A 23,032-nucleotide genomic window follows, 5' to 3' on the forward strand; every position below is an offset into this window, starting at 1 on the left:
GCGTCGGCGTGGTCACCTGCCGCCCGCCGGCGCTGAGCACGGCGGGCGGCAGGGGTCATCGCCGGGCGGTGGCGGCCCGTCGGCGGGCGAGCGCGTCGACGCTCGCGGCGAGCAGCAGCACCCCGCCGGTGATGATGAAGTTCAGGTACGCCGCGACCCCGAGCAGCCCCAGCCCGTTGGCGATGATCGCGATGACCAGCCCACCCAGGACGGCGTCCCGGGCCCGGCCGCGGCCACCGAAGAGGCTGGTGCCACCGATGACGGCGGCGCCCACCGCGTAGAGCAGCGTGTTGCCCGCACCGGCGTCCGGCGTCACCGAGCTCAGCCGCGAGGTGGCCAGGATGCCGCTGATCGCCGCCAGGCTGGACGAGATCACGAAGGCCAGCACCCGGATGCGGGTCACGTTGATGCCGGCCCGGCGCGCGGCCTCGGCGTTGCCGCCGACGGCGTAGACGTGCCGGCCGAAGCTGGTCCGCGACAGCACGAACGTCAGGACGAGCAGCAGGAACACGACCAGCGGGACCGCGTACGGGATGCCGGCCAGGTCGATCGCGGCGGCCAGCGCCCGGTCGACGCTGAGGATGGCCGTCACCGTGAACACGACGGCGGCGATCACCACGATGCGCAGCACGACCAGTGCCAGCGGCTGGTGCGCCAGCCCGCGGGAGCGCTGCGAGCGCCACCGCCAGAACTCCACCCCGGCGTAGGCGACGACGACCAGCACGGCCAGGATCCAGCCGAGGGTGACCGGCAGGTTCTCGTTGGCCAGCGCCCGGATGACCGGCTCGCGCACGGGCACGGTGCCGCCCTGCCCGATCAGCCGCAGGGTGACGCCCTGGAAGCCGAGGAACAGCGCGAGGGTCACCACGAAGGACGGGATGCCGACGATGCCGACCAGGCTGCCGGTGAAGACGCCGATGACGGCGCCGGCCGCGATCGCGCCCAGGACGGCGATCGGCCAGGCCACCCCCGCCTGCACCAGCAGCTGGGCCAGCACCGCCGAGCAGACGCCGCTGACCACACCGGCGGAGAGATCGATCTCGCCCAGCAGCAGGACGAAGACCAGCCCCATCGCCAGCACGATGATCGGCGTCGCCTGGACCAGGAGGTTGGAGAGGTTCAGCGGCGTCAGGAAGGTGCCCGGGCGCAGCACCGTGAAGAGGATGCCCAGCACGACGATGCCGAGGACGGCGGGCAGCGCACCGAGGTCGCCGGCCCGGAGCTTGTTCAGGTACCCGCGGACGGCGCCGCCCACGGTGTTGTCCTGCCGGTCGCCCTCGAAGCCCGCGGCCGGCTTGTGCGGCCCGCTCGCCTCGGCGGCGGTCAGGGTGTTGCTCGACATGGGGGTCCTCTCAGTCCTCGAGCGCGTCCGGCGCGAGCCCCAGCTCGCCGGAGCGGCCGGAGGTGATCAGCTCGATGACCTGGGTGCGGTCGACGTCGGAGATGGCGACGTCGGCGGCGACGCGGCCCAGGTACAGCGCGGCGACGCGGTCGGCGACCTCGAAGACGTCGACCATGTTGTGGGTGATGAAGACGACGGCGTGACCGGTGTCTGCCAGCCGGCGGACGAGATCGAGCACCTGCCGGGTCTGGGCGACGCCGAGCGCGGCGGTCGGCTCGTCGAGGATGACGAGCTTGGACTCCCAGAGGACGGCCTTGGCGATCGCCACGGTCTGCCGCTGGCCACCGGACAGGCTGGACACCAGCTGGCGCACCGACTTCAGCGTGCGCACCGAGAGCTTGGTGAGGGTGTCCCGCGCGGCCTCCTCCATCGAGGCCTCGTCGAGGACCACGCCGCGCGTGCGCTCGCGGCCCAGGAACATGTTCTGGACGACGTCGAGGTTGTCGGCGAGCGCGAGGTCCTGGTAGACGACCTCGATGCCGAGGCGGGCGGCGTCGCGCGGGCCGTTCAGCTGCACCGGCTCGCCCTCGAACTCGACGGTCCCCGAGTCGACCGGGTGGATACCGGCGATGGCCTTGATCAGCGTGCTCTTGCCCGCGCCGTTGTCACCGACGAGCGCGGTGACCGTGCCGGGGTAGACGTCGAGGTGGACGTCGTGCAGGACCTGGACGGCCCCGAAGCTCTTGTTGACCCCCCGCAGGCTGAGCGTGGGCCGCTCGAGGGTCGAGGTGGGAGGGGTCTGTTCGGGTGCGGACACCGCTGCGTCCTTCCAGCAGGGAACGGTCCGGAGACCGTGGGCGGGACGATAGGGCGCCTGCCGCCCCGGGGCGAACCGGGGTCGGCAGGGCGGGAGCACGCGGCCGGGGCACCCGCGGAACGGGTACCCCGACCGGATGGCTCAGGAGATTCCCAGCTCCGTGCAGGCAGCGGCGAACTCACCGGTGCAGACATCCTCGGCGGACTGGTAGCCGTCGTCGATGACCTGCTTCACGTTCTCCCGGAAGATCGACACCGGCTCGAGCAGCACCGAGGGGACCTCGCGGTCGCCCTCGGGGTCCTCGACCGAGCCGGCGACGGTCGGCTCCTGGCCCCGGACCAGTTCGACGGCCAGGTCGGCCAGGGCCTGCGCCTCCTCGGCGATCGGCTTGTAGACGGTCATGCACTGCTCGCCCGCGAGGATGTTCTGCAGCCCCTCGACCGTGGCGTCCTGACCGGTCACCGGCACCTGCCCCGCCACGTTGTTGCGGGCCAGGATCGAGACCACGGCGTTGGCCAGGCCGTCGTTGGCGGCCAGCACGCCCTGGATGTCACCGCCGGCCTGGGTGTACATCTGCTCGAAGATCGTGGCGGCCTGCTGGTTGTCCCACTCCGGCACGGCCTGCTCGGCGACCTGGGTGTACTGGTCCATCTCGTCGAGGACCTCGTGCGCACCCTGCGAGAACAGCGTGGCGTTGTTGTCGTCGGGCGAGCCGTTGAGGAAGGCGATGTTCGCCGGCTCGTCGCCGAGGCACTGGGCCAGGCCCTCGCCCTGGAGGCGGCCGACCTCGGTGTTGTCGAACGAGACGTAGTAGTCGCTCTCGCCGCCGAGGGTGAGCCGGTCGTAGTCGATCGTCTGCACGCCCTGGCTCTCGGCCTGGCGCTGGATCGCGGCACCCGAGGCCGAGTCGAGGTTCGTGATCGCCAGGACGGTGACGCCCTCGGTGATCATCTGCTCGGCGATCGTGTTCATCCGCTGGGCGTCGCCCTGCGCGTTCTGGATGTCGTACTCGACACCGGCCTCCTCGAAGGCGGCCTCGAGCAGCGGGCGGTCGGCCGACTCCCAGCGGGCCGAGGAGGCGGTGTCGGGGAGGATCACGCCGACCTTGCCCGCGGCGGCCTCGCCGCCGCCGCCGCCGTTGCCACCGCTGCTGTCGTCGCCACCACACGCGGCCAGCCCGAAGACCAGGGCCGCAGCGATCGCCGTCGTCACCGTGCGCCGTCGCGCCATGAGAGGGACCTCTATTTCGTTGGGGTTACAGAGAAATTCCGGCGGGTCATCTTGCGCGCCGCGTCCCTGTGACCGCAAGCACACCCCTTCACCGTTGCCGGACCGTGATCCGGGACCCCCCTCGTCCGGGGGCCGTGCCGCGCTTGGCCGGTGGGTTACCGACGGGTAACTTGTAGCCCGCCGCGCCCTCCCGGGCCGGCTACGAGACCTGCGGAGGTTCTGTGTCTTCTCCTGAGCGGCGGCCACGCTCGCTGCGTGAGGTCGTCTTCGTCGACGGCGTGCGCACCCCCTTCGGCAAGGCGGGACCTGCGGGCATCTACGCCGAGACGCGCGCCGACGACCTCGTCGTCCGCGTCATCCGCGAGCTGCTGCGCCGCAACCCGGCGCTGCCCGCCGACCGCGTCGACGAGGTGGCCATCGCTGCCACGACGCAGATCGGCGACCAGGGCCTGACCCTCGGCCGGACCGCCGCCCTGCTGGCCGGCCTGCCCACGTCGGTGCCGGGCTACTCGATCGACCGCATGTGCGCCGGCGCCATGACCGCGGTGACCACCACCGCCAGCGGCATCGCCTTCGGGGCCTACGATGTCGCCATCGCCGGCGGGGTCGAGCACATGGGCCGCCACCCGATGGGCGAGGGGGTGGACCCCAACCCGCGCATCGTCAGCGAGAAGCTGGTCGACCCCTCGGCGCTGGTCATGGGCTCGACCGCGGAGAACCTGCACGACCGGTTCCCCCACCTGACGAAGGAGCGCGCCGACGCCTTCGCGCTGGCCAGCCAGCAGAAGTTCGCGAAGGCCCTGGCCAACGGCAAGATCGGCCCGGAGCTGGTCCCGGTCGCCACCCGCTCGGCCGAGCACGGCTGGGGCGTGGCGACCGTCGACGAGCCGCCGCGCCCGCAGACGACCCTCGAGGGCCTGGGCACGCTGAAGACGCCGTTCCGCCCGCACGGCCACGTGACCGCCGGCAACGCGGCGGGGCTCAACGACGGCGCCACCGGCTGCCTGCTGGCCGCCGAGGACGTCGCGCTCGAGCTGGGGCTGGACGTCGGCATGCGCCTGGTCGGCTACGGCTTCGTGGGCGTCGAGCCCGAGGTCATGGGCGTCGGCCCGGTGCCCTCCACCGAGCGCGCCCTGGCCCGCACCGGCCTGACCATCGATGACATCGGCCTCTTCGAGCTGAACGAGGCCTTCGCCGTCCAGGTGCTGGCGTTCCTCGACCACTTCGGCATCGCCGACGACGACGAACGCGTCAACCCGTGGGGCGGCGCGATCGCCGTCGGCCACCCGCTGGCCTCCTCGGGCGTGCGCCTGATGACCCAGCTGTCCCGCCAGTTCGCCGAGCGCCCCGACGTCCGGTACGGCCTCACCGCCATGTGCGTGGGCCTCGGCATGGGCGCCACCGTGATCTGGGAGAACCCGAACTGGGAGGGGTTCCAGAAGTGACGAACGCCGTCTTCGAGAACGAGGTCGTGACCGCCGCCAAGGTGCGGTTCCTGACCTACCCGGGCCTGGTCGGCGAGATCGCGCTGATCACGCTCGACAACGGGCACGACCACACCCGCCCCTCCACCTTCGGCCCCGGCGGCCTGGCGTCCCTGGACGCCGCGCTGGACGAGGTCGCGGCGCGCACGCCGGCGCCGGCGGCCATCGCCGTCACCGGCAAGCCGTTCATCTTCGCCGTGGGCGCCGACCTCTCCGGCGTCCCCTCGGTGACCGACGCCGCGACGGCGCGGGAGATCGCCGAGACCGGCCACCGGGTGTTCCGGCGGCTCAAGGACTCCGCGATCCCGACCTTCGCGTTCGTCAACGGCGTGGCGCTGGGCGGCGGCCTGGAGTTGGCGCTGCACTGCCACTACCGCACGATCAGCGGTGGCGCGGCGGTCGGCTTCCCCGAGGCGTTCCTGGGTCTGGTGCCGGGCTGGGGCGGCACGCAGCTGCTGCCGAACCTGATCGGCATCGACCCGGCCGTCACGGTGATCGTCGAGAACGCCCTGGCGCAGAACAAGATGACGCCCGCCCCGAAGGCCGCGACGCTCGGCATCGCCGACGCACTGTTCGAACCGGCCGACTTCCTGGAGCGCTCGCTGGAGTGGGCCGTGGGCGTGCTCGACGGGTCGGTGACCGTGGACCGCCCGAAGGTCGTCCGGTCGGCCTGGGACGGCGCCATCGAGCGGGCCCGCGCGGTCGTCGCCGGCCGCACCCGGAACGCCTCCCCCGGCGCCGTGCGGTCGGTCGACCTGCTCGACCTGGCGCGCAACGGTGTCGACGGCGAGGCGTTCACCGCCGGGACCGCCGCGGAGGACGACGCCCTCACCGAGTTGCTGATGAGCGACCCGCTGCGGGCCTCGCTCTACTCGTTCGACCTGGTGAACAAGCGGGCCAAGCGGCCGGCCGGCGCGCCCGACAAGGCGCTGGCCCGGAAGGTCACCAAGGTCGGCGTCGTGGGCGCCGGGCTCATGGCCAGCCAGCTGGCGATGCTGTTCGTGCGCCAGCTCAAGGTGCCGGTGGTGCTCACCGACATCGACCAGGCGCGAGTGGACAAGGGCGTGGCCTACGTGCACGGCGAGCTGGACAAGCTGGCCCAGCGCGGCCGGCTGTCGGCCGACACGCTCAACCAGCTCAAGGGCCTGGTCACCGGCTCGCTGTCCAAGGACGTCTTCGCCGACGCCGACCTCGTCATCGAGGCCGTGTTCGAGGAGATGTCGGTCAAGCAGCAGGTGTTCCGGGAAGTCGAGGCGGTGGTGTCCGAGATGTGCGTGCTGGCGACCAACACCTCGGCGCTGTCGGTGACCGAGATGGCCGCCAAGCTGGAGCACCCCGAGCGCGTGGTCGGGCTGCACTTCTTCAACCCGGTCGCCGTCCTCCCGCTGCTGGAGGTCGTGCGCGCCGAGAAGACCGACGACGCGACGCTGGCCACCGCCTTCGCCGTCGGGAAGTCGCTGAAGAAGTCCTGCGTGCTGGTGGCGGACGCCCCGGCGTTCGTGGTCAACCGGCTGCTCACCCGCTTCCTCGGCGAGGTCACCTCGGCCGTCGAGCAGGGCACGCCGGTCGAGGTGGCCGAGCGCGCGCTCGACCCGCTGGGCCTGCCGATGACACCGTTCGAGCTGCTGTCGCTCGTCGGCCCGGCGGTCGCGCTGCACGTCGCCGAGCGGATGCACGAGGCGTTCCCCGACCGGTTCGCCGTCGGCGAGGGGCTCAAGCGGATCGTCGAGCTCGGCAGGACCAGCGTGTTCGTCGAGCCGGGCGTCGTCGACCCGGAGCTGGCCGATGCCTTCACCGGCGACTCCCCGCTCACCGCGGAGCAGGTGCACGACCGCGCGGTCGAGGCGCTGGCGCAGGAGATCCGGCTGATGCTGGACGAGGGCGTCGTGCAGGCGGTGCAGGACATCGACCTGTGCATGATCCTCGGCGCCGGGTGGCCGTTCTGGCTGGGCGGCATCTCCGCCTACCTCGACCGCACCGGCGTCTCGGAGAGGGTGACCGGTTCGCGCTTCCTGCCCGAGGGCGCGGCCTCCCTCCCCGCCTGATGATGATCAGCTGATCTGATCGTTCCGGGTCCTGGCTCACGGTCGACGGTGAGCCAGGACCCAGCACGGTGATCCAGGACGATGGCCCGACCCCTCGCGGTGCAGGGGCCGGGCCGTCCGTCGTCCTCGCCGAGGTCCGGGGCCCGCGGAGCGGAGGATCGCCGGCGGCCTGGCCTCCCGCGCAGGACGCTGCAGGTGGTTGACGGCCCTGAGCCACCCTGCCAGGTTCGGCCCTCACCGGGCCGTGCCGATGGTCCGGACTCCTCGACTCGCTAGGAGGAACGATGAGACGTCTCGCGTGCGCAGCGGCCACCGCCGGCCTCGCCATCACGACACTGGGCATCAGTCCCGCCGTGGCCGCGCCGCCGGCCGGTCCGGCCGATGCGTCGCGGCTGGCTCCGGTGCCGGTGGCGCGGAACCTGGACAACCCGCGGCAGCTCGACCTGACCGATGACGGGGTGCTGGTCATCGCGGAGTCCGGGACCGGCGGTAGGAACTGCGCCGGCGAGGGCGAGGATGCCGTGTGCGTCGGCACCACGGGGGCGGTCAGCATCGTGCGGCGCCCGAGCAAGGCCCAGGGGGTCACCGCGGAGCGCGTGGTGACCGGCCTGCTGTCCGAGGCCGGTCCGTCCGGGTTCGGCGCGACCGGGAACGACGGGGCGAGCGCGCGGTCCCTGGATGAGATCTTCGTCGCCAAGGACGTCGACGTCCCGGACGGCATCAGCGGGCTGCCGGAGGAGCAGGAAGGCAAACTGCTGCGTGCAGCGGCGGGCGAGCCGGCCGCGGTGGTCGCCGACGTCCGTGCCTTCGAGGCGGCGAACGACCCGGACCGCCAGGGGATCGAGTCCAACCCGTACGCGGTGCTCGACCTCGGCGACCGGGTGCTGGTGGCCGATGCCGCCGGCAACGACATCCTCGCCGTCGACGAGCGCGGCGAGATCAGCGTGTTCGCCGTCCTGCCCACCATCAGCGGTGGCGCGTGCGACAGCCGACAGAACCAGGGCGGCCGCTTCTGCGACCCCGTCCCGACCTCGCTCACCTTCAGCCGTGACGGGGACGTCATCGTGGCGGGCCTCGGGTCGCTGGTTCCCGGAGCGGGCCGGGTCTGGGAGCTGGACCGCCGGACCGGAGCGATCCAGCAGACCTGGACCGGCTTCACCGGCGTGACCGGCGCGGCGCAGGACCAGGCGGGCAACCTGTACGTCAGCGAGCTGTTCGGCGGCGCCGACGGAGCCGGTCAGGTGGTGTTCGTGCCGAAGAACGGCGCACGGGCCACGTTGCCCGTGCCGCGGCCGGCGGGCGTGGTCGTCGACCAGCCCGGGAACGTCTACGTGGCGGTGAACTCGATGTCCCCCGGAACCGGGGCACCGGGCAGCGACGGGCAGGTCTGGCGGCTGACCAAGCGATCGTTCTAGGTGTGCCGATCACGGACGGCGGCGGCCGGGCCTCAGCGGGTCCGACCTCGACTCGCCGCCGCTCCCCTCACCGCCTGACCCCCGCTGGGATCAGGTGACCTGATCGTGGAGCGTCCTCCCTCGCGGTGTGCGGTGAGGGAGGACGCTCTGCGGTGAGGGAGGACGACGACGGACGACGCTGCCGGGCCTGAGCGCATCACCGGGCGCTCGACCTCGCGGTACAGCAGCGATCCTCGCCGCACACCGCGAGGTGGGCTGCTGCCCGGCGAGGAGGAGGCCCCGGAGCGACGTGCCTCAGCGGAACTTGGCGGTGAGGCTGTCCATCGTGCGGTTCACCGAGGCGACCTTGATGTGCGAGAGCCCCGCGTCGGCGCCGGCGGCCAGCATCGCCTCGTGCGCGGCGCGCAGCGTGGCCCACACCTGGTCGGCCTCGCCCTCGAGCGTGGTGCCCAGCGCGCCCACCTCGTAGCGCAGCCCGGATGCCTGGATGACTGCGATCGCCGCCTCCACGTGGGCGTGCGGGTCCTCCGCCGTGCCGGGCGGCGAGGGCGCCACCTGGATCTCGGCGATGAGGATTCCTCCTCGCCGGCGCTCGTCGGCACGCTCACCGCGCGATGCTGTGCCCTCGGGCGACCTCGCACGCTCGGTCGCGCTCATGCCCGGTCCTCGACGGCTGCCTCCACGACGCCGGCCTCGGCGCGCTCGGTGCGCCGGGCGGTCCACTCGGCGATCCGCCGGGCGACGTCCTGCTCGGTCAGCCCCGCGTCGGCCAGCACCTGCCCGCGGCTGCCGTGCTCGAAGAACTGCTGCGGCAGGCCCAGCGTGCGCACGGGGACGTCGACGTCGCGGTCCTGCAGCGCCTGGGAGAGCGTGGTGCCCACTCCCCCGGCCCGGCCGCCGTCCTCGACGGTGACGACCAGCCGGTGCCCGGCGGCCAGCTCGACCAGCTCGGGAGAGACCGGCAGGACCCAGCGCGGGTCGACGACGGTCACCTCGATGCCGTGGTCGGCGGCCCGCTCGGCCACGGCCTGGCACATCGGGACCATCGACCCGACGGCGACCAGCAGCACCTCCGCCCGGCTGCCACGGCGCAGCACGTCCACCGGACCGCGCCGCTCGACGGCCGGGATGTCCGGCGGCAGCGACCCCTTCGGGAACCGCATCACCGACGGCCCGTCGGTGATGTCGACCGCCTCGCGCAGCGCCTCGCGCAGGGTGGCCTCGTCGCGCGGCGCGGCCAGGGCCAGCCCGGGCACGACGGAGAGGATCGACATGTCCCACATGCCGTTGTGCGAGGCGCCGTCCTCACCGGTCACCCCGGCGCGGTCGAGCACCACCGTCACCGGCTGCCGGTGCAGGGCGACGTCCATGAGCAGCTGGTCGAACGCCCGGTTGAGGAACGTCGAGTAGACGGCGACGACCGGGTGCAGCCCGGCCATGGCCAGCCCGGCGGCCGAGGTGAGCGCGTGCTGCTCGGCGATGCCGACGTCGAAGGTGCGTTCGGGGAACCGCTCGGCGAACGGGGCCAGGCCGGTGGGGTGCAGCATCGCGGCGGTGATCGCGACGACGTCGGGGCGCTCGGCGCCCACCCGCACCAGCTCGTCGGCGAAGGCGTCGGTCCAGGCCAGCCCCGTCTTGCGCACGCTGGCGCCGCTGTCGGGGTCGAAGACACCGGTCGCGTGCCAGGCGTCGATCTGGTCGGTCTCGGCCGGCGGGTAGCCGAAGCCCTTGGTGGTGACGGCGTGCACGATGACCGGGCCACCGAAGGAGCGGGCCCGGCGCAGCGCCGACTCCACCGCCCGGATGTCGTGGCCGTCGACCGGGCCGACGTACTTCATGCCGAGGTCCTCGAACATGCCCTGCGGCGAGAGGACGTCCTTGAGGCCCTTCTTGATCGCGTGCAGCGCGTCGTAGAGGGCCGAGCCGACGACGGGCGCCCGGTGCAGGGCCTGGCGTACCTGCAGCAGCGCGTTCTCGTAGCCCGGGCGCAGCCGCAGGGTGGCCAGCGCGTCGGCGACGCCGCCGATCGTCGGCGAGTAGGAGCGGCCGTTGTCGTTGACCACGATGACGACCGGGCGGTCCTGCGCGGCGGCGATGTTGTTGAGCGCCTCCCAGGCCATGCCGCCGGTCAGCGCGCCGTCGCCGATGACGGCGACGACGGGGCGGGAGTCGCCGCGGATGGCGAAGGCCTTGGCCAGCCCGTCGGCGTAGGACAACGATGTCGAGGCGTGGCTGTTCTCCACCCAGTCGTGGTCGCTCTCCGCGCGGCTGGGGTAGCCCGACAGACCGCCGCGCTGGCGCAGCCGCTCGAAGCCCTCGACCCGGCCGGTGAGCATCTTGTGCACGTAGGACTGGTGGCCGGTGTCGAAGACGATCGGCTCGCGCGGGGAGTCGAACACCCGGTGCAGGGCGATGGTCAGCTCGACGCAGCCGAGGTTGGGGCCCAGGTGCCCCCCGGTCTTCGCCACGCTGGTGACCAGCGCATCACGGATCTCCGCCGCCAGGGCGGGAAGCGCTTCGGACTCGAGGGCCCTGACGTCTTCCGGGCCCCGCAGCGATCGCAGGAGCGGCACGGTGCGGCGGTGTCCTCTCGGTCGGGCGGCCCCGGGAAGCAGCCGCCGATCCACTGTAGCTGCGGTTTCCCGGCACTTCCGGTCGAGCGGGTGCCGCGGATGCAGCTCACAGCCGCGGCACCCAGCGCTCCCCCCGCAGCGCCCCGCCGACGACCTCCACCCCGCGGGCGGCCGCGGCCAGCCGGGCGCCCTCGCGTTCGTAGGCACCCATCGCCGCCTCGATCGCCTCCGGCGGGAGCTGGTCGGCCAGTTCGACCCGCAGGGTCCGCCAGCCGGCGCGGGCGGCCTCGAGGCCGGCGGCGACGTGGCCGCCGGCGAACCGGGCGAGCAGCACGGGGTACCGGCGGAGCACCTCGTGCGCGCGGTAGTCCGGCGGCACGAGGTCGAACAGCCAGGCGACGGCGGTGCGCTCCCAGTCAGGGGCGCCCGGCGGGCGGACCTCCTCCGGCCAGCCCGGTGGCAGCGACGTCTCCACCGCACCATTCTGCCCCAGGCGTCGAACATGTGTTCGACACCGGGGCGTGTCGGGTCAGGAGGACTGGCGCTTCAGCCAGAACTGCTCGAAGCCCCACGTCCCGGCGCCGCTGGAGTGGTAGCTGACCAGCTCCCACCCTTCGGCACCGAGCTTGTTGAGCACCGAGCTGGTGTCGCCCTGCTGGCGTTCCGACTGTCCGCCGGGGAGCTTGACGCTCACGCCGGCCCGCTGCGATTCCGCATCGTTGGCGGTGATGACCGAGGCGTATTCCCACGTGGGCACCCCCTGACCGTAGCGAGGCGGGCGGCATCGCGGGCAGCCGGGCGGGCGCGATGGGCCGCCCAGGGCCGCCGCCCACCCCCGCCGGCGAGGGTCAGAGGGCGACGCCGTCCTCCACCTCGAGCCCCAGCGCCAGCGCGGCGCCGGCGGCGACGAACCACCAGCCGAGCGCCAGGAGCTTGCGGGCGGCCGCCACGTGCGGGTGGGCGGCGCCGGTCGTGCTCTGCATCGCATCTCCCCTCGTCACGCAGCGGACGCTACGCAGGACACCGGGCGGGAGGTCGACGGATGTGACTGCTGCGACGGGAGTGGCCCTCCGTCGCCGAACCGCCACGTGGCAGGCGGACCGGGGTGTTGGTCAGGCCGGCACGAGCAGCGCGACGCACTCCACGTGCGCGGTCATCGGGAAGGCGTCGAACCCGCGCAGCGCGGCCAGCCGGTACCCGGCGGCGGAGAAGGCGGCGACGTCCCGCCCCAGCGCCGCGGGGTCGCAGGCCACGTAGACGACGGCCCGCGCACCGGCGCCGGCGAGCAGGCGGCTCACCGCCGTCCCGGCACCGGCCCGGGGCGGGTCGAGGACGACGACGTCGGGCCCGGGATCCAGCTCGGCGAGGAGGCCGGTGAGCCCGTCGGCGTCCACCTCGCCCTGCCACACCTCCGCCTGCGGCAGGTCGGCAAGGTTGGCGTCCGCGGCCGCGCAGGCGCCGGGGTCGGCCTCGACGCAGACGACGCGTCCGCCGGCCCCCACCGCCGGGGCGAGCGCACCGCCGAACAACCCCGCGCCGGCGTAGAGGTCGAGCACCGTCTCGCCGGCCGCCGCGGCGACGAACCCGGCGACGGCGTCGACCAGCGCGTCGGCCGCGGCGGGGTGCACCTGCCAGAAGCCGGTGCCCTCGACCTCCCAGTCCCGGCCCCCGGCGCGCCGCTCGGCGCGGCCCGCGGGCTCGGCGGGGAGCTCCTCCCCCGCCCGCCGCACCTCGGCGGCGCGTGGCCGTCCGCGGCGGTCGAGCGGGACGGTGGTCACCGCGCCGGTCGAGTCGATCGACACGTCCACGGCGCCCGCACCGGGCCAGCGCCGTCCCAGCACCGCCTGCGCGGCCGGCTCCACGGTGATCGGGCAGTCGTCGAGCACCACGACGTCGTGCGAGCGGTGCCGCCGCAGGCCGGGGGCGCCGGCACCGTCGACGGCGAAGCGGGCACGGGAGCGCCAGCGCAGCGGGCCGCCGGGCAGCTCCTCGACGGCGAGCCCGGCCACCACCGGCTCCCCGGCGTCCAGGCCGCCGAGCCGGACCAGCTGCTCGCGGACCACCGACGCCTTGAGCCGGCGCTGCTCGGCCGGGTCGACGTGCTGCCAGTCGCACCCGCCGCACTTCCCGGGACCGCTGTACGGGCAGGGGCGCTCCACCCGCGCCGGCGCCGCCGCCAGCACCTCGACGGCGTCGGCGCGGCAGAAGCCGGGGTGCCGGTCCTCGGTGACCCGCACGCGCACCCGCTCGCCGGGGAGCGCATGCCGGACGAACACCACCCGGCCCTCGTGCCGGGCGACGCAGTGCCCGCCGTGCGCCACCGGCCCGACGATCACCTCGAACTCACGCCCGGTCCACCCCAGGCCCCGGTCAGGTGACGTGCCGGAACGGCCCCGCTGCAGGGGGCCGCCGCGAGCTCGCGAGCGGCGGGGGGCAGCGGCGGCCTCGTCCCGAGGCTCGCCCCGAGCCTGCGAGGGGCGAGGAGGACGGGGTCGTTCAGCCATACGGCGTCACGTCGACCTCGTCGTCGGTGAACCCGCGCCGCAGGTCACCCGGGACCGGCCCGCCGCGGCGTCCGTCGTCGTCCTGGCCGACCGAGCTCTCCAGCTGCCACGGCACGGTCGTGATCATCACGCCGGGCTGGAACTGCAGCCGGGCGCGCAGGCGCAGCGCGCTCTGGTTGTGCAGCACGTTCTCCCACCAGTGCCCGACGACGTACTGCGGCACGAAGACCACCACCAGCTCGCGCGGGCTGTCCCGCCGGATGCCCCTCACGTAGTCGAGGACCGGCCGGGTGACCTCCCGGTACGGCGACTCCAGCACGGTGAGCGGGACGGGGATGTCGTAGCGCTGCCAGTCGGCCTGCAGCGCACGGGTCTCGCCGTCGTCGACGTTCACCGTGAGCGCGGTCAGCGCGTCCGGGCGGGTCGCCCGGGCGAAGCTCAGCGCACGCAGCGTCGGCTTGTGCACCTTCGAGACGAGGACGACGGCGTGCACCTTGCTCGGCAGGGTGCGGGCGTCGGTGTCGGGCTCGAGCTGCTCCGACAGGTGGCAGTAGTGCCGGTTGATCCCCTTCATCAGCGCGATGAGGACGGGCATGGCCAGCAGCACCAGCCAGGCGCCGTGGGTGAACTTGGTGACGACGATGATGACGAGGACGACGCCGGTGAGGGTGCCGCCGACGGCGTTGATGGCCTGGGAGCGCCGGATCCGGGCACGCACCGCCGGGTCGGTGACGCTGCGCAGCTCGCGGTTCCAGTGCCGCACCATGCCCGTCTGCCCCAGCGTGAAGCTGGTGAAGACCCCGACGATGTAGAGCTGGATCAGCCGGTTGACGTCGGCGTCGAAGGCGAAGATGAGCAGCCCGGCGAAGCCGGCGAGCAGCAGGATGCCGTTGCTGTAGACGAGCTTGTCGCCCCGCGTGTGCAGCTGCCGGGGCATGAACCGGTCCTGGGCGAGCACGTTGCCCAGCAGCGGGAACCCGTTGAACGCCGTGTTGGCCGCCAGGATCAGGACCAGCGCCGTGGCGGCCTGGACGTAGAAGAAGCCGAACGAGGTGTCGCCGCCGAAGGTGGCTGCGGCCAGCTGGGCGATGACCGTGCGCTGCGGGTCGGTCTCGCAGTCCCCGGGGAACCCGACCAGGTCGCAGGTGTGCTCGACGTACTTCACGTCGGCGAGCAGGGCGAGAGCGGTGACGCCGGCGAACATCGTGGCCGCGACCCCGCCCATGAGGGCGAGGGTGGTCGCCGCGTTGCGGCTCTTGGGCGGGCGGAAGGCGGGAACGCCGTTGGCGATCGCCTCGACGCCGGTGAGCGCGGTGCAGCCGGAGGCGAAGGCGCGCAGCGCGAAGAAGATCAGGGCGAGCCCGGTGACGTCCTCGTACCCCGGCTCGGGCAGCACGGTCCACGAGGCGCTCTCCGCGACCAGGCCGCCCCCGGTGACGAAGTACTTCAGCAGGCCGGTGACGACCATGATCATGATGCCGGTGATGAAGAGGTAGGTCGGCGCCGCGAAGGTCCGCCCCGATTCCCGCACGCCGCGCAGGTTGACCGCGGCCAGCAGGGCGACGAGGCCCAGGGCGATCAGGACGCGGTGCTCGTTGAGCTCGGGGAACGCCGAGATGATGTTGTCGGTCCCCGCCGACACCGACACCGCGACGGTGAGGACGTAGTCCACGAGCAGCGCGCTCGCCACCGTCACGCCGGCCCACTGCCCGTGGTTCTTGACGGCGACCTCGTAGTCGCCACCGCCCGACGGGTAGGCACGCACCACCTGCCGGTAGGAGAGCACCACCGTCGTGAGCAGCACGACGACGCCGATCGCGATCCAGGGCGCGAAGAAGAGGAACGCCGTGCCGGCCAGCGTCAGGACGATCAGGATCTCCTGGGTGGCGTAGGCCACGGAGGAGAGCGGGTCGCTGGCGAAGATCGGCAGCGCGAGCCGCTTGGGCAGCAACGACTCCCCCGCCCGGTCGCTGCGCACGGGCCGGCCGAGGACGAGGCGTTTCGGTAGTTGTCCGAGGTCGGACAGGCTTGGCACGGCGCGATGGTACGGACGCGCGGCACCCCGGCGGGCGTGACTCGGCCCACCCGGCCCCGATGGGGGATACGGGCGTCCTGCCCGCTGGCGCATCCCCGGCGGGTGTAGCTTCGCGGCCGGTGATGCGCAGGCGGACGGCGCCGGCGCCACCGGGGATCTGCGGGAGTGACGCGTGCACGTGGTCGTGATGGGCTGCGGCCGTGTGGGCTCCGCCATCGCCCGGCGCCTGGAGCAGATCGGGCACAGCGTGGCCGTGATCGACCAGGACCCCGAGGCCTTCCGCCGGCTGGGACCGGACTTCGCCGGGCGCCAGATCAAGGGCCTGGGCTTCGACCGGCAGACCCTGCTCGACGCCGGCATCGACTCCGCGGGCGCCTTCGCCGCGGTGAGCAGCGGCGACAACTCCAACATCATCTCGGCCCGGGTGGCGCGGGAGACCTTCGGCGTCCAGCACGTCGTGGCGCGGATCTACGACTCCAAGCGGGCCGAGGTCTACGAGCGCATGGGCATCCCCAGCGTGGCCACGGTGCCGTGGACGGTGAACCGGCTGCTGCGCGAGCTGCTGTCGGTCAAGGTGAGCGAGCTGTGGCGCGAGCCCACCGGGAAGGTGCTGCTCGTGCGCGTCACCGTCACCGACGCCTGGGTGGGCCGCAAGCTGGCCGCCCTCGAGGCGGCGACCGGCGCCCGGGCGGCCTGGCTGACCCGGTTCGGCGAGGCCCAGCTGCCGACGCCGACCACGGTCCTCCAGGACGGCGACCAGCTCGTCGTCGCCGTCACCGACGAGCTGACGGCGCGCGTGCACGAGGTCGTCGAGCGCGGCCCCCAGGAGGGTGGTCACTGATGCGCGTCGCGATCGTGGGAGCCGGCGCGGTCGGCCGCTCCATCGCCGGTGAGCTGCTGGAGAACGGCCACACCGTCATGCTCATCGAGAAGGACGGCCGCAAGGTGCGCACCCGCTCGGTGCCGGGCGCGGAATGGGTGCAGGCCGACGCCTGCGAGGTCTCCTCCCTGGAGGAGGCGCAGCTGGCCACCTGCGACGTCGTCGTGGCCGCGACCGGTGACGACAAGGCCAACCTCGTCGTGTCGCTGCTGGCCAAGACGGAGTTCGCGGTCAACCGCGTGGTCGCCCGGGTCAAGGACCCGCGCAACGAATGGCTCTACACCGAGGCGTGGGGGGTCGACGTCGCCGTCTCCACCCCCCGCGTGCTGGCCGCCCTGGTCGAGGAGGCGGTGACCGTCGGCGACGTCGTCCGGCTCATGAGCTTCCGCAAGGGCGCGGCCAACCTGGTCGAGATCACCCTCGGCGACGACACCCCCTGGGTCGGGCGCGCGCTGCGCGAGGTGCCGCTCCCCCGCGAGACGGTGCTCACCACGATCCTCCGCGGCGACCGGGTGATCACCCCGTCGCCCGACGAGCCGCTGGAGTCCGGCGACGAGCTGCTGTTCGTGTCGCACGGCGACACCGAGGAGGAGCTGCAGTACGTCTTCGCCCCGGAGGGCCCGGGCGGCACCGCCCGCTGAGGGAGGACCTGGTCCGCTCCCTGCCTCGGAGGGGCCGGCTCAGGCGGTGCGGTCGGTCTCCGGCGGGCCGGGGCTGCGGTGCCGGTGCAGGCGGGCGACCACCCACAGGGTGATCACCAGCACGACGGCGGTGAGCGGCAGGCCGAGCACGACCGACGCGGTGCCCAGCAGCTCCACCTCGTCGGCGCGGTAGAGCACCCACTGCACGCCCGCGCGCAGGAGGAACGAGGCGGCCCACAGCGCGGTGAGCCACGAGTAGGCGCGCAGCAGCCGGGGCTCACGGCGCCAGTGCAGCTGCGGCGCGGCCGTCGGATCGGGGCGAACCGGCGTGCTCGCCGCCGGCTCGGTGCCCTGCGCCGCCCGGCGGTTCCAGGGCATGGAGTGCGCGGCCATCGAGCCGAGGTGGCTCGGCGCCAGGAACTCCGCGACGACGCCGACGAGGGGCCACCGGAACGGGATGGAGCCCAGGAGCACCACCCCGACGACGAGGCTGCGCACGATCCCGAGCACGAAGAAGTCGCGGGCCTCGCCGGTGTTGGCCGCGATGGCCACCGCGATGCCGACCCCGATCAGCCCGCTCACGGCCTGCTGCACGCTCTGCCGCCGGGCCAGCCGCAGGGCGAACACCACGACCGCCGCGGCCACCGCCGCCCAGATGCCGGTGCGCAACCCGGCCAGGCCGTTGGCCACGATGAACGCGATGGTAGGCAGCGTCGCATCGACCATGCCCCGCCAGCCGCCCAGCTGCGACAGCAGCTTCTCGCGGTCGAACACCGAGGTGGAGGAGCCGGTCTCGGGACCGTCCTCGCCGTCGTCCGGCCGGCCCGCTGCGGTCACCCTCGTCCCCCTCGTTCGCTCCCCGTCCCGCGCGTGGCGGTCCCCGGCCACCGTGCGGCGGTCAGCCGGCGTTCAGCTCGTACCAGGGGTTGTAGATGACCTGCCGCCCGTCGAAGGCGGCGAACCGCCCGCGCGCGGTCAGCGAGCGGCCCGGTTCGATGCCGGCGATGCGCCGCCGCCCCAGCCAGACCAGGGTCACCGACCCCGACCCGTCGAACAGCTCGGCCTCGAGCGTGGGCACCGTCTCGCGAGGGGTGTAGACGACCGACTTCAGCCGGCCGGTGACGGTGACCACCGCGCCCTTGCGGCAGGCGCTGACCGGTTCGCAGCCGGCGCTGGCCGACCCCGCCCGCAGCTCCTGGGCGTCGATGGTGTGGTCGTCGGCGGTGAGTCGCTGCACCGTGCGCGACCACCAGCCCGCCGGTCGGGTCTCCGTCACGGGACCAGCGTAGTTCGCCGTCGTGCACACGCGGACGCGCACCGGTGTTCGCTTCGTCGCGTCGTCAGGCGGGGTCGCCGGCCGGCGGCTGCCGGGCGGCGCCCGGAGGGGGCTGCGGGGCCGCGCCCGGAGGGGGCTGCGGGGCGGCGCCCGGAGGGGGCTGCGGGGCCGCGCCCGGAGGGGGCTGCGGGGCGGCGCCCGGAGGGGGCTGCTGCGCCGCCAGCTGCGCCGCGGCCTGCGGCGGGAGGGCGAGCGGGAGCGGCTCGCGCACCGGCATCGGCTCGGAGCCCCGGACGACGACGATGCCGCGGAAGGCGGCCTCCAGCGCCGCCGCCTCCGCCTCGCCGCCCGCGGCCGCGGAGCCGCTGAGCAGACCGCGCAGGAACCAGCGCGGCCCGTCGACGCCGAGGAAGCGGGCCGGCCGCCGCGTCGCCGGCGGGGTGGGCTGCCCGGGCTGCGGCGCCGCGGCCGCCATGACGGTGCCGGCCAGCTCGAGACCGAAGGTGCCCTCCACCTCGCGCAGGGACGCGCCCTGGCCGGAGGCGCTGCGGGCCAGCTCCGCCCGGACGTCGTCCCAGATGCCGGCCGCCCGGGGCGCGGCGAACGCCGCGACCTGCAGCAGCGAGTTGCCGTGGCGCAGCGTCGCGCCGATCACCTTCTGCTGCTGGTTGAGCTCCACCCGCAGGTCCATCCCGGGGAGCGCCGGCAGCCGGATGGCCCCCAGGTCGATGCGCGCCAGCCCGTCCTCGGGGGCGTCGGCCTCGTCCCAGGGCCCGGTGGTCTCCTCGACGTCCCGGAGCCGCTGCTGCGGCTCCGGGGGCACGCCCCGCTCGCGCAGGCTGCGGTCGATGCGGCTGCGCCGCCGTCCGAACGGCATGTCAGTTCCGCCCCTCGAGTGGTGATGCGTCGGAGGACCCGGGCGTGGCGGCGCCGTGCCCGCCGGTCGAGCCGTGGCCGCCCTCGCCGCGGGCGCTGGCCGGGAGGTCGCGCACCGGGACGAACCGCGCGCGGACCACCGGCTGCACCACCAGCTGCGCGATGCGGTCGCCGCGGGAGAGCCGCAGCGGTGCCACCGGGTCCAGGTTGATGAGGTTGATCATGATCTCCCCGCGGTAGCCCGCGTCGATGGTCCCGGGTGCGTTCACCATGCTCAGCCCGAGCCGGTGCGCCAGCCCCGAGCGCGGATGCACGAAACCGGCGTAGCCCTCGGGGATCGCCACCGCCACCCCGGTACCCACCAGCCGGCGCTCGAAGGGGGCCAGCTCGACGTCCTCGGCCGCGGTCAGGTCGGCGCCCGCGTCACCGGCCAGGGCGTAGCGCGGGACGGCGCCGTCGGGCGTGGTGAGCCGGACGGGCACGTCCAGCTCGGCGGAGGGATCGGGCACGTCGGCGACCCTATAAGGACCCCGCCCTCCCCACCCTTCGCAGGCTCAGGGCGGCGCCACGGGACCCTGGACGGACCCGGACCATCACGCCGGGGGGTCCCGCAGGTCGTCGAGGATGCGGCGCGCGAGGCCCTCGGTCGCGCGGCGGTTGCCGCGGCCGGAGAGCGCGGCGCCGACGAGGAACGGGGCCGCCGCCGGCAGCGCCCCGGCCAGCCGGCGGGTCAGCCGCCGGCGCAGCGCACGCACGCCCGCGGCGCCCAGGACCGCGCCCAGCCCGGCGACGCCGCCGTCCCGCACGGCGCGCTGCTCCGACCACCCGGCCAGGTAGGCCTGGGCGCGCGCGGCGGCGTCCCCCGGGGCGCGCCGGCCGTGCAGCTCGTGCAGCTCGCCGATGAGCACGACCTCCACGGCGGCGACGAGGACCGTCTCGGCCCCCAGCTCCAGGGGGACGGCGAGCAGCGACGGCGGCGCGAACCAGTGGGCGGCCGAGAGCCCGCCCGTGGCCGCCCCGATGCCCGAGGTGGCGCGGGCGGCGCGCTGGACGAGCACCTCGGCGATCTCCTCGTCGCCCATCCCGGGGTGGGCGGCGCGCAGCTTCTCCCGGTCACGGATCGGCAGCCGGGGCGCCGCCGCTGCCAGGAGGTCGCCGAGCAGCGCCCCGGGCGCCCCGCCGGCCTTGTCGGTCACCCGGGCGCCGGACGGACCGGGTGACGGCTGGGTGCCGCTGCCGAACGCGCCGGCCACCGCGCCGGCGACGGCGGCGACGACGTCGCGCAGCCCCCCGCCGGCGGACCGGTCCGCGCTGCCACCGGTCAGCCCGGCGACGGCGTCGGCGATCGCCCGCCCGGCGCGCGCGAGCGGGCTCTCCTCCGCCGTCGCGGAGGCGTCCTGCTGCGCGACCGGGCGCGGCGGCGGGACGTCACGGGGTGCCCCGGTGCGCGAGCCGTCGGTCATCCGTCGTCCCCTTCACGGTGAGGCGCTGGAACGGTCTCTCGCGAGGCGCGCGGACGGCCCCCTCGCAGGGTCCCGCCGCGAGCGGGCGACCGTCTGGAACGGCCCCCTCGCAGGGTCCCGCCGCGAGCCTGCGAGCGGCCGGGGGCAAGGGGGTCCTGTCAGGCGCAGTCGCGGCAGAACAGCTGGTCGCCGCGCGTGGAGGCCAGCCGGCTGCGGTGCTGCACCAGGAAGCAGCGCGAGCAGGTGAACTCGTCCTCCTGCTTGGGCAGGACGCGGACGGTCAGCTCCTCGTTGGACAGGTCGGCGCCGGGCAGCTCGAGGTTCTCGTTGAAGTCCGTCTCGTCGACGTCGACCGACGAGGACTGCGCCTCGGCCCGTCGCGCCTTGAGCTCCTCGAGCGAGTCCTCGCCGAGCTCGTCGGTCTCGTTGCGGCGCGGGGCGTCGTAGTCGGTGGCCATGGGGTGTGCCCCTCCTCCGGGGTTCCGCGGGCGTCGTGCCCGCTCGTCTGACGCGGCGCGGGGTGCGCGCCGTCGTCCTGGCCGTTCGCCGGTGGGCGACCGGTGGGTCGGTGTGTGGGGGCGGCCCGCACCGGGCGCCCGTCCACGTGCGCCGGCCCCCCTCGCGGAAGGCCAGCAGCCCCCCAACGCCGTCCGGCCCCGATTTGTGCCCGCCTCCTACGAGGTGACACATCGGGGACCAGGAACGGTCGGGCGGGCCGCGGAGCGCCAGAGGTTACCCTGCGCCGGTGGCGACTTCCCCGGGTGCTGATCCAGCCGTCGTCGGGCCGTACCTGGCCTCCGTGCTGGGGCACGAGCGATGGCGATCGGTCACCGTCGAGCTGATCGCCGCCGGCATGTCCAACCTGACCTACGTGGTGACCCCGGAGGGCGGGTCGGCCGAGGACGCGGTGATCCTCCGGCGCCCGCCGACGGGGGCCGTGCTGGCGACCGCGCACGACATGGCCCGCGAGCACCGGGTGATCTCCGCGCTGGTCCCCACGCCGGTGCCGGTGCCGCGGACGCTGCACCTGTGCACCGACACGAGCGTGCTGGGCGCGCCGTTCTACGTGATGGAGCGCGTCGTCGGCCTGCACGTCATCGACCGGATCCCGGAGGGCTACGCCGACGAGCCGGCCCGGCGGCGTGCGATCGGGGAGGGCCTGGTCGACGTCCTGGCCGACCTGCACTCCGTCGACCCCGTCGCGGTGGGCCTGGGCGACTTCGGCCGCCCGGAGGGCTTCATGGCCCGCCAGGTGCGTCGCTGGACCCAGCAGTGGGAGGCCACCCGCGACCGCGAGCGCCCGGGGTTGGACGCCCTCGCCGCCCGGCTGGCGGAGACCGTGCCCACCACGCAGCGGCACGGGATCGTCCACGGTGACTTCCGGCTGGACAACTGCCTGCTCGACCCGGAGGTCCCCGGCCGCATCCGGGCGGTGCTGGACTGGGAGATGTCCACCCTGGGCGACCCCCTGGCCGACCTGGGGATGCTCCACGTCTACTGGCCGCAGGCCGGGGAGCGGAGCGTCGCCGGGCAGAGCACTGTGACGGCCCTGGAGGGCTTCCCCACCCGCGCGGAGGTCGCGGCGCGGTACGGCGAGCGCAGCGGTCTGGACCTCTCCGACCTGTCCTGGTACGTGGGCTTCGCCTACTTCAAGTTCGCCGCGATCGTCGCCGGCATCGTCGCCCGCTCGGCCGCCGGTGCCATGGCGGGCAAGGACACGGCGGGCTACGCCGACCGGATCGATCCCTGCGTCGAGCGGGGACGCGCCGCGCTGGACGACGGTGCGATCTAGCCACGCCGGCCGCCCCTAAGCTCGCAACCGACAGCCGCCCGCTGCAGTCGCGGCGCCGTCCCGTCCGTCCCGGCCGGTCCGGCCCCGGCTGCCGGTCCTCGCCGAGGAGAACCACCGTGACCGAGCGCACCGTCCAGCCCCCGGTGCGCCCGCGCAGTGGGCGTCGCCCACTGCCCCCGCTGGTCTTCCTGCTCGTCCTCGCCCTGGCCGCCGGTGCGGTGTGGTGGACGGTGCTCCGCGAGGACCAGGAGCGGCGCGCCGAGGCCGCCGAGGAGTGCGCCGCCGCCGAGGAGCCGCCGCCCTCGCTCGATCCGGCGGCGGTGTCGGTGCGGGTGTTCAACGCCACGGACGAGGGTGGGCTCGCGCAGACGGTGGCCGACGAGCTCGCCGCCCGCGGGTTCACGATCAGCGAGGTCGCCAACGACCCCACCACCCGCGAGGTCGAAGGCGCCGGCGAGGTCCGCCACGGCTCGCCCGGACGGGACGCCGCCCGCTTCCTCGGGGTGTACGCCCCTGGCGTCAGCTTCTACCCCGACACCCGGGCCACCGCGGTCGTCGACCTCGTCATCGGGCCGGAGTTCACCGGCGTGGCGCCCCCCGAGGAGGTCGAGGCGGCGCTGACCGCCTCGGAGGACGCACCCGCCGAGTGCTGACGGGAG

General features: G+C 74.3%; 23 protein-coding genes. 7 read left to right on the forward strand and 16 right to left on the reverse strand.

The window, feature by feature from the left end; translation table 11 throughout:
• Nucleotides 1-55 precede the first annotated feature (55 nt).
• From QOZ88_RS07925 to QOZ88_RS07935, 3 genes are all read right to left on the reverse strand, one after another.
• A complete protein-coding gene (locus QOZ88_RS07925) occupies nt 56-1,342 on the reverse strand; it encodes a sugar ABC transporter permease (RefSeq protein ID WP_305999250.1) in 1,287 nt (428 codons plus the stop codon).
• A gap of 10 nt (nt 1,343-1,352) precedes the next feature.
• Entirely contained in the window at nt 1,353-2,159 is an 807-nt protein-coding gene (locus QOZ88_RS07930) for an ATP-binding cassette domain-containing protein (RefSeq protein WP_091930579.1), read from the reverse strand.
• A gap of 141 nt (nt 2,160-2,300) precedes the next feature.
• The gene (locus QOZ88_RS07935) at nt 2,301-3,389 is read right to left on the reverse strand and encodes a sugar ABC transporter substrate-binding protein (protein WP_305999251.1); all 1,089 of its coding nucleotides are present in this window, start codon (nt 3,387-3,389) and stop codon (nt 2,301-2,303) included.
• Nucleotides 3,390-3,610: 221 nt separating this feature from the next.
• On the opposite strand from QOZ88_RS07935, the gene QOZ88_RS07940 reads away from it, so the two are divergent.
• The 3 genes from QOZ88_RS07940 (at nt 3,611) to QOZ88_RS07950 (ending at nt 8,333) form a co-directional block, all read left to right on the forward strand.
• Nucleotides 3,611-4,834, forward strand: coding sequence for a thiolase family protein (locus tag QOZ88_RS07940; RefSeq protein WP_305999252.1), 1,224 nt, complete (start codon nt 3,611-3,613; stop codon nt 4,832-4,834).
• Nucleotides 4,831-6,918 (forward strand): 3-hydroxyacyl-CoA dehydrogenase NAD-binding domain-containing protein, encoded by a 2,088-nt coding sequence (locus tag QOZ88_RS07945; protein WP_305999253.1) that lies wholly within the window; start codon nt 4,831-4,833, stop codon nt 6,916-6,918. The genes QOZ88_RS07940 and QOZ88_RS07945 overlap by 4 nt, the downstream gene beginning before the upstream one ends.
• Nucleotides 6,919-7,202: 284 nt before the next feature.
• A complete protein-coding gene (locus QOZ88_RS07950; protein WP_305999254.1) occupies nt 7,203-8,333 on the forward strand; it encodes a ScyD/ScyE family protein in 1,131 nt (376 codons plus the stop codon).
• A gap of 294 nt (nt 8,334-8,627) precedes the next feature.
• On the opposite strand, the gene QOZ88_RS07955 is transcribed toward QOZ88_RS07950, so the two are convergent.
• From QOZ88_RS07955 to QOZ88_RS07985, 7 genes are all read right to left on the reverse strand, one after another.
• Complete coding sequence (locus tag QOZ88_RS07955; RefSeq protein ID WP_305999255.1) at nt 8,628-8,990, reverse strand: thiamine-binding protein; 363 nt, start codon at nt 8,988-8,990, stop codon at nt 8,628-8,630.
• Nucleotides 8,987-10,906 (reverse strand): 1-deoxy-D-xylulose-5-phosphate synthase, encoded by a 1,920-nt coding sequence (gene dxs, locus QOZ88_RS07960; protein WP_305999256.1) that lies wholly within the window; start codon nt 10,904-10,906, stop codon nt 8,987-8,989. The genes QOZ88_RS07955 and dxs overlap by 4 nt, the downstream gene beginning before the upstream one ends.
• A 106-nt stretch (nt 10,907-11,012) precedes the next feature.
• The gene (locus tag QOZ88_RS07965; RefSeq protein WP_305999257.1) at nt 11,013-11,381 is read right to left on the reverse strand and encodes a hypothetical protein; all 369 of its coding nucleotides are present in this window, start codon (nt 11,379-11,381) and stop codon (nt 11,013-11,015) included.
• Between the two features lie 54 nt (nt 11,382-11,435).
• On the reverse strand, nt 11,436-11,663 hold the full coding sequence (locus QOZ88_RS07970) for a DUF4177 domain-containing protein (protein WP_091930586.1): 228 nt from the start codon (nt 11,661-11,663) through the stop codon (nt 11,436-11,438).
• Between the two features lie 91 nt (nt 11,664-11,754).
• The gene (locus QOZ88_RS07975) at nt 11,755-11,889 is read right to left on the reverse strand and encodes a hypothetical protein (RefSeq protein WP_305999258.1); all 135 of its coding nucleotides are present in this window, start codon (nt 11,887-11,889) and stop codon (nt 11,755-11,757) included.
• Between the two features lie 129 nt (nt 11,890-12,018).
• Complete coding sequence (locus QOZ88_RS07980; protein WP_305999273.1) at nt 12,019-13,308, reverse strand: class I SAM-dependent RNA methyltransferase; 1,290 nt, start codon at nt 13,306-13,308, stop codon at nt 12,019-12,021.
• Nucleotides 13,309-13,402: 94 nt separating this feature from the next.
• Nucleotides 13,403-15,445, reverse strand: a complete 2,043-nt coding sequence (locus tag QOZ88_RS07985) for an APC family permease (protein ID WP_305999259.1) — start codon at nt 15,443-15,445, stop codon at nt 13,403-13,405.
• Between the two features lie 172 nt (nt 15,446-15,617).
• Between QOZ88_RS07985 and QOZ88_RS07990 the strand changes: the two genes are divergently transcribed.
• Both QOZ88_RS07990 and QOZ88_RS07995 read left to right on the forward strand, forming a co-directional pair.
• A complete protein-coding gene (locus tag QOZ88_RS07990; protein ID WP_305999260.1) occupies nt 15,618-16,286 on the forward strand; it encodes a potassium channel family protein in 669 nt (222 codons plus the stop codon).
• A complete protein-coding gene (locus QOZ88_RS07995; protein ID WP_091930590.1) occupies nt 16,286-16,966 on the forward strand; it encodes a potassium channel family protein in 681 nt (226 codons plus the stop codon). Before QOZ88_RS07990 ends, QOZ88_RS07995 begins: the two co-directional genes overlap by 1 nt.
• A 39-nt stretch (nt 16,967-17,005) precedes the next feature.
• On the opposite strand, the gene QOZ88_RS08000 is transcribed toward QOZ88_RS07995, so the two are convergent.
• From QOZ88_RS08000 to QOZ88_RS08025, 6 genes are all read right to left on the reverse strand, one after another.
• Nucleotides 17,006-17,803 carry a DUF3159 domain-containing protein gene (locus QOZ88_RS08000; protein WP_305999261.1) on the reverse strand — a complete coding sequence of 266 codons (798 nt, stop codon included), beginning with the start codon at nt 17,801-17,803 and terminating at the stop codon, nt 17,006-17,008.
• A 61-nt stretch (nt 17,804-17,864) separates the two neighbouring features.
• Entirely contained in the window at nt 17,865-18,242 is a 378-nt protein-coding gene (locus tag QOZ88_RS08005; protein ID WP_305999262.1) for an OB-fold nucleic acid binding domain-containing protein, read from the reverse strand.
• Nucleotides 18,243-18,306: 64 nt separating this feature from the next.
• A complete protein-coding gene (locus QOZ88_RS08010) occupies nt 18,307-19,119 on the reverse strand; it encodes a DUF3710 domain-containing protein (protein WP_305999263.1) in 813 nt (270 codons plus the stop codon).
• 1 nt (nt 19,120) lies between these two features.
• Complete coding sequence (dut, locus tag QOZ88_RS08015; protein WP_305999264.1) at nt 19,121-19,627, reverse strand: dUTP diphosphatase; 507 nt, start codon at nt 19,625-19,627, stop codon at nt 19,121-19,123.
• 84 nt (nt 19,628-19,711) lie between these two features.
• Entirely contained in the window at nt 19,712-20,581 is an 870-nt protein-coding gene (locus QOZ88_RS08020) for a hypothetical protein (RefSeq protein WP_305999265.1), read from the reverse strand.
• Nucleotides 20,582-20,739: 158 nt separating this feature from the next.
• Nucleotides 20,740-21,039 (reverse strand): DUF4193 domain-containing protein, encoded by a 300-nt coding sequence (locus tag QOZ88_RS08025; RefSeq protein WP_091930594.1) that lies wholly within the window; start codon nt 21,037-21,039, stop codon nt 20,740-20,742.
• A 287-nt stretch (nt 21,040-21,326) separates the two neighbouring features.
• On the opposite strand from QOZ88_RS08025, the gene QOZ88_RS08030 reads away from it, so the two are divergent.
• Complete coding sequence (locus QOZ88_RS08030) at nt 21,327-22,373, forward strand: phosphotransferase family protein (RefSeq protein ID WP_305999266.1); 1,047 nt, start codon at nt 21,327-21,329, stop codon at nt 22,371-22,373.
• A gap of 116 nt (nt 22,374-22,489) precedes the next feature.
• Complete coding sequence (locus QOZ88_RS08035; protein ID WP_305999267.1) at nt 22,490-23,026, forward strand: LytR C-terminal domain-containing protein; 537 nt, start codon at nt 22,490-22,492, stop codon at nt 23,024-23,026.
• The last annotated feature ends 6 nt before the right edge of the window (nt 23,027-23,032 follow it).

Origin of the sequence: Blastococcus carthaginiensis, from assembly GCF_030731085.1 — a bacterium.
In the GTDB taxonomy this organism is placed as follows: domain Bacteria; phylum Actinomycetota; class Actinomycetes; order Mycobacteriales; family Geodermatophilaceae; genus Blastococcus; species Blastococcus carthaginiensis.